Origin of the sequence: Azohydromonas lata (assembly GCF_034427735.1) — a bacterium.
GTDB classification, from domain to species: Bacteria; Pseudomonadota; Gammaproteobacteria; order Burkholderiales; family Burkholderiaceae_C; genus Azohydromonas; species Azohydromonas lata.
This window is the reverse complement of sequence record NZ_JAXOJX010000130.1, coordinates 1-9,169: the sequence shown is the minus strand read 5'-3', so window position 1 is coordinate 9,169 and position 9,169 is coordinate 1. Positions and strand designations below refer to the sequence as shown.

11 protein-coding genes and 1 tRNA gene are annotated in these 9,169 nt (G+C 70.3%); 5 read left to right on the top strand and 7 right to left on the bottom strand.

The genetic code is table 11. The features are described from left to right. Nucleotides 1-32 precede the first annotated feature (32 nt). The 4 genes from SM757_RS34100 to SM757_RS34085 form a co-directional block, all read right to left on the bottom strand. Nucleotides 33-123: transfer RNA gene (locus tag SM757_RS34100), tRNA-Ser, on the bottom strand. 162 nt (nucleotides 124-285) lie between these two features. Next, nucleotides 286-1,584: a serine--tRNA ligase gene (gene serS / locus SM757_RS34095; RefSeq protein ID WP_322468737.1), complete on the bottom strand. Its 1,299-nt coding sequence runs from the start codon at nucleotides 1,582-1,584 to the stop codon at nucleotides 286-288. Nucleotides 1,585-1,738: 154 nt separating this feature from the next. Continuing rightward, nucleotides 1,739-2,704, bottom strand: a complete 966-nt coding sequence (ispH, locus tag SM757_RS34090; RefSeq protein WP_066337190.1) for a 4-hydroxy-3-methylbut-2-enyl diphosphate reductase — start codon at nucleotides 2,702-2,704, stop codon at nucleotides 1,739-1,741. Next, nucleotides 2,704-3,147, bottom strand: coding sequence for an FKBP-type peptidyl-prolyl cis-trans isomerase (locus tag SM757_RS34085; protein ID WP_066337182.1), 444 nt, complete (start codon nucleotides 3,145-3,147; stop codon nucleotides 2,704-2,706). The genes ispH and SM757_RS34085 overlap by 1 nt, the downstream gene beginning before the upstream one ends. Nucleotides 3,148-3,213: 66 nt before the next feature. Here SM757_RS34085 and radC point away from each other — a divergent pair, with 66 nt between their 5' ends. Further along, nucleotides 3,214-3,888: a RadC family protein gene (radC, locus tag SM757_RS34080; protein ID WP_322468736.1), complete on the top strand. Its 675-nt coding sequence runs from the start codon at nucleotides 3,214-3,216 to the stop codon at nucleotides 3,886-3,888. 106 nt (nucleotides 3,889-3,994) lie between these two features. Next, nucleotides 3,995-4,621, top strand: a complete 627-nt coding sequence (locus SM757_RS34075) for a Smr/MutS family protein (RefSeq protein WP_322468735.1) — start codon at nucleotides 3,995-3,997, stop codon at nucleotides 4,619-4,621. Between the two features lie 15 nt (nucleotides 4,622-4,636). On the opposite strand, the gene SM757_RS34070 is transcribed toward SM757_RS34075, so the two are convergent. Next, the gene (locus SM757_RS34070; RefSeq protein ID WP_322468734.1) at nucleotides 4,637-5,032 is read right to left on the bottom strand and encodes a group II truncated hemoglobin; all 396 of its coding nucleotides are present in this window, start codon (nucleotides 5,030-5,032) and stop codon (nucleotides 4,637-4,639) included. A 254-nt stretch (nucleotides 5,033-5,286) separates the two neighbouring features. Further along, nucleotides 5,287-5,973, bottom strand: a complete 687-nt coding sequence (locus SM757_RS34065) for a c-type cytochrome (protein ID WP_322468733.1) — start codon at nucleotides 5,971-5,973, stop codon at nucleotides 5,287-5,289. Between the two features lie 145 nt (nucleotides 5,974-6,118). On the opposite strand from SM757_RS34065, the gene SM757_RS34060 reads away from it, so the two are divergent. Further along, nucleotides 6,119-6,961, top strand: a complete 843-nt coding sequence (locus SM757_RS34060) for an AAA family ATPase (protein WP_066337168.1) — start codon at nucleotides 6,119-6,121, stop codon at nucleotides 6,959-6,961. A gap of 106 nt (nucleotides 6,962-7,067) precedes the next feature. On the opposite strand, the gene SM757_RS34055 is transcribed toward SM757_RS34060, so the two are convergent. Beyond that, on the bottom strand, nucleotides 7,068-8,186 hold the full coding sequence (locus SM757_RS34055) for a FecR family protein (protein WP_322468732.1): 1,119 nt from the start codon (nucleotides 8,184-8,186) through the stop codon (nucleotides 7,068-7,070). A 189-nt stretch (nucleotides 8,187-8,375) separates the two neighbouring features. On the opposite strand from SM757_RS34055, the gene SM757_RS34050 reads away from it, so the two are divergent. Further along, nucleotides 8,376-8,963 (top strand): GNAT family N-acetyltransferase, encoded by a 588-nt coding sequence (locus SM757_RS34050; RefSeq protein WP_322468731.1) that lies wholly within the window; start codon nucleotides 8,376-8,378, stop codon nucleotides 8,961-8,963. 4 nt (nucleotides 8,964-8,967) lie between these two features. Further along, nucleotides 8,968-9,169: hypothetical protein (locus SM757_RS34045; protein ID WP_322468730.1), on the top strand; the 202-nt coding region annotated here is incomplete at its 3' end.

Here is a 9,169-nt window from a genome sequence, read left to right as displayed (position 1 = left end):
GCCGTTTTTACAGCGCCCCAGCGGAGAACCGCTGGCGGAAAGGGAGGGATTCGAACCCTCGATACAGGAAACCTGTATACCGGATTTCGAGTCCGGCGCATTCGACCACTCTGCCACCTTTCCGGGAACTTCACCCTGGTCAGCAGGTGAAGCCTCGCATTCTAGCCTGAGTTTTAGGCGAGACGCTACATCTTTTTGTGGGACGGGGCACGACGGTGACGCTTGGGCCGGGCAATGGCTTCACCCAAGCCGCCAAGAGCCGCCCTGCCCCACCGCCGGACCAGCTCAGGAGACACGCAGCACGTCGATGCCGCCCAGGTAGGGCCGCAGCGCCGCCGGGATGTCTATGCCGCCGTCGGCCCGCTGGAAATTCTCCAGCACCGCCACCAGCGTGCGGCCCACCGCCAGGCCGGAGCCGTTGAGCGTGTGCACCAGCTCAGGCTTGCCCTGGGCGTTGCGGAAGCGCGCCTGCATGCGCCGCGACTGGAAAGCCTCGCAGTTGGAGCAGGAGCTGATCTCGCGGAAGGTGTTCTGCGCGGGCAGCCAGACCTCCAGGTCGTAGGTCTTGGCGGCGCTGAAGCCCATGTCGCCGCTGCTCAGCGCCACGACGCGGTAAGGCAGCTCCAGCTTCCGCAGGATGGCTTCGGCGTGGTTCACCATGGACTCCAGCGCAGCGTAGCTGTCCTCCGGACGCACCACCTGCACCATTTCCACCTTGTCGAACTGGTGCTGGCGGATCATGCCGCGCGTATCACGCCCGGCGCTGCCGGCCTCGCTGCGGAAGCACGGGCTGTGCGCGGTGAAGCGCAGGGGCAGTTGCGACGCGTCCAGGATCTGGTCGCGCACGCTGTTGGTCAGCGGGATTTCGCTGGTGGAGATCAGGTACTGCTCGGCCTGCTCCTCGTCGCCGCCGCGCAGCACCCAGAACATGTCCTCGCGGAACTTGGGCAACTGGCCCGTGCCCAGCAGCGCCTCGCGGTTGACGATGTAGGGCGTGTAGCACTCGGTGTAGCCGTGCTCGGTGGTGTGCACGTCCAGCATGAACTGGGCCAGCGCGCGGTGCAGGCGCGCCATGGGCCCGCGCAGGAAGGCGAAGCGCGAGCCGGAGAGGCGGGCCGCGGTTTCGAAGTCCAGGCCCAGCGGCGCACCGATGTCCACGTGGTCGCGCGGCGCGAAGTCGAAGGCGCGCGGGCTGCCCCAGCGGCGCACCTCGACGTTGGCCGTCTCGTCGGCACCGGCGGGCACGCTCTCGTGCGGCAGGTTGGGCACGCTCAGCAGCATCTGCTGCAGCTCCACCTGCAGCGCGTCCAGCGCCTCGGCGCTGGCCTTGAGCTCGTCGCCGATGCCGGCGACTTCGGCCATCACGGGCGCGGTGTCCTCGCCCTTGGCCTTGAGCTGGCCGATGCGCTTGCTCAGCGTGTTGCGCTTGGCCTGCAGCTCCTCCGTGGCGGACTGGATGCGCTTGCGCTCGGACTCCAGCGCGCGGAAACGCTCCACGTCCAGGAAGGGTTGCGGCGACTTGCGCGCCTCCAGGCGGGCCACCACCGCGTCGAGGTCGCGGCGCAGCAGAGAGATATCGAGCATGGTGTATTCCTTTGCGAGGCGGAGATTGTAAAAAGCCGCCCCGCGCCCTGGCTTGCCGGCGCCCAGCGCGCACCGTGCAGGCCGCACGGCGGCACGTGGCCGGCGTTCAGGGCAGATGCCGCGCCCAACGCGGCGCGGCGAAGAGATGCGATCGTCAGCCCTGGGCCGACTCGGCCATGGAGCGGTCGCCCAGGCCCTTGGGCAGCGGGAAGCGGATGTGCTCCTCCACGCCTTCCATGCGGCGCACGCTCAAAGCGCCCAGCTCGCGCAGGCGCTGGATCACCTGCTGCACCAGGATGTCCGGCGCCGAGGCCCCGGCGGTCAGCCCAACGCGCGCGCCCTGCGGGAACCACTGCGGCTGCAGGTCGGCGGCGGCATCCACCATGTAGGCCGGCGTGCCCAGGCGCTGCGCCAGCTCGCGCAGCCGGTTGCTGTTGGAGCTGGTTGGGCTGCCCACCACGATGAGCACGTCCACCGTCGGCGCCAGCAGCTTGACGGCGTCCTGGCGGTTCTGCGTGGCGTAGCAGATGTCCTGCTTCTTGGGCTCGCGCACCTGCGGAAAGTGGCGCTTGACGGCGGCCAGGATCTCGGCGGCATCGTCCACGCTCAGCGTGGTCTGCGTCACCACGGCGAGCTTGGTGCCCTGGGCCACCTGCACGCGGGCCACGTCCTGCACGTCCTCGACGAGGTGGATGCCGCCGTCGAGCTGGCCCATGGTGCCTTCGACCTCCGGATGCCCCTTGTGGCCGATCATGATGAATTCGTAGCCCTCGCGCGCGAGCTTGGCCACTTCCACATGCACCTTGGTCACCAGCGGGCAGGTGGCGTCGAAGAGCTGAAAGCCGCGCTCGGCCGCCTCGCGGCGCACGGCCTGGCTGACGCCGTGGGCGCTGAAGACCAGCGTGGCGCCCGCGGGCACCTCGGCCAGGTCTTCGATGAAGATGGCGCCCTTGGCCTTGAGGTCGTTGACGACGTAGGTGTTGTGCACGATCTCGTGGCGCACGTAGATGGGCGCGCCGAAGCGGGCCAGGGCACGCTCCACGATCTCGATGGCGCGGTCCACGCCCGCACAAAAGCCGCGCGGCTGCGCCAGCACCACTTCCTGCACGCCGCCGCTCATCACAGCACTCCGATGACCTGGACTTCGAAGCTCACGCCCTGGCCGGCCAGCGGGTGGTTGAAGTCGAAGAGCAGCCAGTCGCCGCCTACCTCGCGCACGACGCCGGCATAGCTGGCCTCGCCGCCCGGCGTGGGGAACTGCACCACGTCGCCCACGCCGTACTGCGCGTCGGGGTCGCCCAGCTCGCGCAGCAGCGAGAGCTTCACGCGCTGCTGCAGCTCGGGGTTGCGCTCGCCGAAGGCTTCGCCGGGTGCCAGCTCGAAGCGCTCGTGCGCGCCCTCGGCCAGGCCGATGAGCCGGGCTTCCATGGCCGGCGCAAGCTCGCCCGTGCCCAGCGTGAGCGTGGCCGGCTTGCCGCCGAAGGTGTTGACGATGTCGGCGCCGTCAGGCCCCGACAGGCGGTAATGCAGGGTCAGGAAAGCCCCGGGCTGTATGGTGCTCACGGCAGATGGACTCTTGTCTAGACTGGGCCGAATTCTACGAGCCGGCCTCAAGGCCGCCCTGGACCCATGCCATTGAGAGACCTGCCTGCCGACGCGCTGCCGCGCGAGAAGCTGCTTGCCCGCGGTCCCGGGGCGCTTGCCGATACCGAGCTCCTGGCGCTGCTGCTGCGCACCGGGCTGCCGCAGCTCAACGTGCTCCAGCTCGCCGACAAGCTGCTCGCCGACTTCAACGGCCTGCCCGGCCTGTTGCGGGCACAACCGAGCCAGTTGGCGCTGATCAAGGGCTTGGGACCGGCCAAGCGGGCCGAGATCGGCGCGGTGATGGAGATCGCCCGCCGCACGCTGGCCGTGGAGCTGGCGCGCTCGCCGGTGTTCGACACGCCGGCCAAGGTGAAGGACTACCTCTCGCTGCGCCTTTGCGGCCTGGAGCACGAGGTCTTCGCCGTGCTCTTCCTGGACAGCCAGCACCGGCTGCTGTGCATGGAGGAGCTCTTTCGCGGCACGCTCACGCAGACCAGCGTCTACCCGCGCGAGGTGGTCAAGCGCGCGCTGCAGCTCAACGCCGGGGCGCTGATCCTGGCCCACAACCACCCTTCCGGCCTCGCGGAGCCTTCCCGCGCTGACGAGTTCCTCACCCAGCGCCTGAAGAGCGCGCTGCAACTGGTGGACGTGGCCGTGCTGGACCACCTCGTCATCGGCCTGGGCCAGACCGTTTCCTTCGCCGAACGCGGCCTGCTCTGAGCGGGGCCGCCCCGGCGGCGCCCAGCGCGCATGCCGTGCGCTCCTGCACACTCTCGGACACTTGTGAACCGAACCGCGCGCAGCGCAAGGAAGTTGGGAAGTTGCGATGAACGTGAAGCTGCGCAGCCTGCACGAGCTCGATGCCATCAAGCGCGTGCTGGAACACCGCCGCCAGGAGGCCGAGCAGCAGCGCGCGCGTGAGCGCGAGGCGGCGCGCGCCCTGGACCTGTTTGCCCAAACCGTCGGCCCCGTGCAACCGCTCAAGGCCCACAACCGCAAGGAGCACCACCTGCCCCGCCCCGCGCCCTGGCCGCGCCAGCGCGAGCTCGACGAGCAGGCGGCGCTGCAGGAAGCCCTCTCCGACGAGATGGACGTGGAAACGCTGCTGGAGACCGACGCGGAGCTGAGCTTTCGACGCCCGGACGTGGGCGCGGACGTGCTCAAGCACCTGCGCCGCGGCCGCTGGTCCATCCAGGCCGAGGTGGATCTGCACGGCCTGCGCCGCGACCAAGCGCGCGAGCGGCTGGCCGGCTTCCTGCGCGAGGCCACGCAGCGCGGCCTGCGCTGCGTGCGCGTCGTCCACGGCAAGGGACTGGGGTCGCCCGGGCGCGTGCCCGTGCTCAAGGGCAAGGTGCGGGCGTGGCTGGTGCAGAAAAGCGAAGTCGCCGCCTTCGTCCAGGCCCAGGGCAGCCAGGGCGGGCACGGGGCGCTGATCGTGCTGCTGCGGGGCTGAGGTTCAGCCCGCGGTTCAGCCGCCCTTGTTGCGCATGAAGTCGGCGGTGTTGAAGAACGCGTCCTCCAGCCGCTGCGCCAGCGTGGGGTCCAGCCCCTGCTCCTGCATGGCCTGCTGCATGCACAGCAGCCACTGGTCGCGCTCGGCCAGGCCGATGGCAAAAGGCAGATGCCGCGCACGCAGCCGCGGGTGGCCGAAGCGGTCTATGTAGTGGTTGGGACCACCCAACCAGCCGCACAGGAACCAAAAGAGCTTGTCGCGCGAGCCCTGCATGTCCTGCGGGTGCAAGCGGCGGATACCGGCATAGGCGGGCTCCAGCTCCATCAGGTCGTAGAAACGGTCCACCAGCCGGCGCACGGCCGGCTCGCCGCCCAACAGCTCAAAGGCATTGGACGCGTTGTCGTTGCTCATCGGGGGAAGTGCTGCAAAAAAAGAGAAGAAGTGAATCGGCCGCGCGGTGCGCTTTCAGGAGACGGTGGGCGTGTAGCCCTCTTCCTCCGGCTCCTTGGCAAAGGCCTCGGCCGGCCCGCAAGTATCGGCCCTGCGCCATGCACCGGCTGCCGTGGGGACGGCACGGCTATCCAGGACAAGCCAGTGCGTCCCCCCAAAAAACAGCTCGCGCCCGGCAAGGCCGGAGCGCGGGCGTGGCGTCGGGGACGGGCCGCTCAGCGGAAGCGCGACTGCGGCACCGTGTACAGCTCGCCGGGCAGCGAGCCGATGTAGTTGGCGATCGCCTTGAGCTCCGCGTTGCTGAACTGCTTCACCTGCGCGCCCATGATGGCGTTGTTGCGGCCGACGCTGGCGTTGTTCTCGGTGTGGTAGGCCTTGAGCGCGGCGAAGAGGTAGTCCGGATGCTGGCCGGCGAGCTTGGGGTAGCTCGGGTCCAGCGGCTTGCTGAAGTTGGCGCCGTGGCAGGAGGCGCAGGCGCCCTTGGTCAGCAGCGCGGCCACCTCGGTGGAGGCCGCGGGCGGCGTCGCGGGCGCGGGCGCGGCCTCGGCGGGCGTCTGCTGCGCGTAGTGCGCGGCCACGAAGGTGATGTCCTGGTCGCCGAGCGACGCGGCCACGCCGTGCATGGTCGGGTGCTTGCGGTCGCCCTTCTTGTAGGCCTGCAGCGCGGCCTCCAGGTATTTCTGGCTCTGGCCGGAAATCATGGGCACCTTGTAGACCTGCGGAAAGCTGGCCTGGTAGCCGGGGATGCTGTGGCAGCCGATGCACATGGCCACCCGCGAGTCGCCGGCACCGGAGGGCGCGGGCGCCGCGGCGGGGGCCGTGGGAGCGGCCGCGGTCTGGGCCTGCGCGGTGGAGAGGAGCATGCCGGCCAGGGCCAGCGACAGGGCAAGGGTCTTGGTCATCGTCTCGTGAAGCTGATGATGAAGGCGGCCCTGCTGCTGCGAGGGCGCCGGCGGTGGAGCTTGCGCGGTGTCAAGGCGCAGTCTAGGGGGCTCCTATACTCGAACGCCACCCCTGCAAACCCGCCGCAGCGCCGGCGCCACGCCCATGAAATTCCAAGGCTCCGACCAGTACGTCGCCACCCCTGAATTGCGCCTGGCCGTCAACGCCGCGCTCACGCTGCAGCGCCCGCTGCTCGTCAAGGGCGAGCCCGGCACGGGCAAGACCATGCTGGCCGAGGAAGTGGCCCAGGCGCTGGGCATGCCGCTGCTGCAGTGGCACATCAAGAGCACCACCAAGGCGCAGCAGGGCCTCTACGAGTACGACGCCGTGAGCCGCCTGCGCGACAGCCAGCTCGGCGACGAGCGCGTCAAGGACATCCACAACTACATCGTCAAGGGCGTGCTGTGGCAGGCCTTCACCGCCGAGCAGCCCGTGGCGCTGCTGATCGACGAAATCGACAAGGCCGACATCGAGTTCCCCAACGACCTGCTGCGCGAGATCGACCGCATGGAGTTCCATGTGTACGAGACGCGCGAGACCATCCGCGCCCGCCACCGCCCGCTGGTCTTCATCACGTCCAACAACGAGAAGGAGCTGCCGGACGCCTTCCTGCGCCGCTGCTTCTTCCACTACATCAGCTTCCCCGACCCGGCCACCATGCGCGCCATCGTGGACGTGCACTTCCCCGGCCTCAAGCACGAGCTGCTGGCCGCCGCGCTGGACAATTTCTACCGCGTGCGCTCCCTGCCGGGGCTGAAGAAAAAGCCCTCCACCAGCGAGCTGCTGGACTGGCTCAAGCTGCTGCTGGCCGAGGACATCCCGCTCGAAGCCCTGCACAGCGGCGACGAGCGCGTGAGCGTGCCGCCCCTGGTGGGCGCCCTGCTCAAGAACGAGCAGGACTTGAACCTCTTCCACAAGCTGGTCGCCATGCAGCGCCAGCACCGCTGATTTCAACTTTCGCTTGAAAGTGCTTGGGGCGATTACCCCGGCCTGACGCGGCAATCCGCCCCTTGAAAGCGCCTCCCGGCGCCTGCTGGCCTGCAGGCCAGCAGCCTCAGCGCAGGAAGCCGCTCATGGTCAGCGACACCCGCGGCTCCAGCGGCTGGCCCTCGCCCGCGCGGCGCGCGCCCAGGTCCAGCGACAGCTTTCCCGGCTGCAGCCACCAGCGCATGCCCAGCTCGCGCGCGATGCCCGTGGCCTCGTCGGCCCACTGCGCGTAGACCATGTGCGTGCCCAGCGGGCGCCACAGCCCGGTGACGGCGGTGCGCGTGCGCATCTCGCCGCTGCGCAGGTTGCCCGTGCGCTGGCGGCCCACGCTCATGTCGAGCGCCGCGTTCGGCCCCAGCCGCAGCAGGCTGCCGGAGGCCAGCAGCGCGCGCTGGTCGCTTTGCACCTGGCCCAGCGTGCTGTCGCGCGAGCCCTGCCAGCCCAAGCGCAGGCTGGTGGTCAGCGGCGCGTCCAGGGCCGACCACTGATGGCTCTGCACCTGGTCCAGCTCCAGCTTCACGGGCGCCTTGGGCGAGGCCGGGGGCTTGTCCAGCAGCGCCGCCTGCTGCACGGGCTGCACCGTGGCCAGCTCCACCTGCGAGCCCTGCACGCCCAGCTTGAGCTGGTCGCGGCCGCAGCCCTGGCGCAGCTGGGCCAGCCAGTCGTCGGTGCTGGCGCTGTTGAACGGGTCCGGCGCGCAGCTGCGCGGCGCGCTGAAAGCTGTCTCCTTCAGCGGCACGCGCAGCCGCGGCGCATAAATCCTCACCGCCGCCAGCGGCGTATGGGGCACCAGCCTGTAGGCCTGGCTGGACCACACGCTGGGCGCGGCATAGGGCGCGGGCGGCAACAGCGGCGACTCTTGCGGCGGCAGCAGCGCGGCCACGGACGGCGGGCGCAGCGGCTTGTCCAGCGGGCGCCACAGCGCCAGCAACTGCGGCTCGTACGCCGGCAGCTCCACGCCCAGGCGCTTGGGCGGCGGCGCGTCCTCGGCCGGCCCGTCCTCAACCGCCGCGTCCTGGGCGAAGGCCTCATCCGCTGCCGCCTCGCCTTCGGCCAGGGCTGCGGCTTCGCCCGCGTCCGCCGGGCCGGCCAGCGCGGCGAAGGCCGGCGCATCCGCCTCCTCCCGGTCCCCTTCCTGCCCCCAGGCCGGCAACGCCGCCACGGCACCGGCCAGCAAACAACCCATCACGAAATCCCACCGCGCATGCACGCCCACACTGCCGCCCACAGCCCGCTCCCACGCCAACAACCACGCCCGCATTCGGGTCCGCCCGCAGGCGATGGTGCGATGATCCCGCGCCATGGATTTGAAGCAACAAAGGCCGCTTTGCCGCCGCTGTAACCCCATGCAAACGACCTCGCGGAGCCGCCGCCCATGAGCTGGCCCGCCGCCACGGCGCTGCAGGGGCACCACGCCAGCCTCAGGCTACTCTCCCACGACGACGCCCCCGCCCTGGCCGAAGCCGTGCAGGAAGGCGAGCTGTGGAAGCTGTGGGTCACGCGCGTGCCCGCGCCGCACGAGATGGACGCCGAGATCGCCCGGCGCCTCGCGCTGCACGAGCAAGGCGCCATGACCCCCTACGCCGTGCTCGACGCCCAGGGCACGCCCGTGGGCATGACGACCTACATGAACGTGGACGCTGTGAACCGCCGCGTGGAGATCGGCAGCACCTGGATCGCCCAGCGCGTGCAGCGCACGCCGCTCAACACCGAGTGCAAGTACCTGCTGCTGCGCCGCGCGTTCGAGGAGCTGGACTGCCTGGCCGTGGAGCTGCGCACGCACCGCCTGAACCACCGCTCGCGCCGCGCCATCGAGCGCTTGGGCGCGCAGCTCGACGGCATCCTGCGCCACCACATGCGGCTGCCGGACGGGACCCTCCGCGACACCGCCGTCTACAGCATCACCGCCCCGGACTGGCCCGCGGTGAAGCGCCATCTCGAAAGCCAACTGCAACGCCGCTGACCGCATGAGCACCCGACGACTGCACCCGCGCCTGACCTGGCGGCTTGAACACCCTTCGGCCATCGCCCTGTGCGCGGACGGCGCCCGCGCGGCGCTGCAAGTGCAGTCGCCCCGCGGCGACACCGTCGCCTCCCGGCTGTGGCTGCTGGACACGCGCCGCGGCGGCGAGCCCCGGCCGCTCACGCCGGCGGACGTGGACGCCCGCG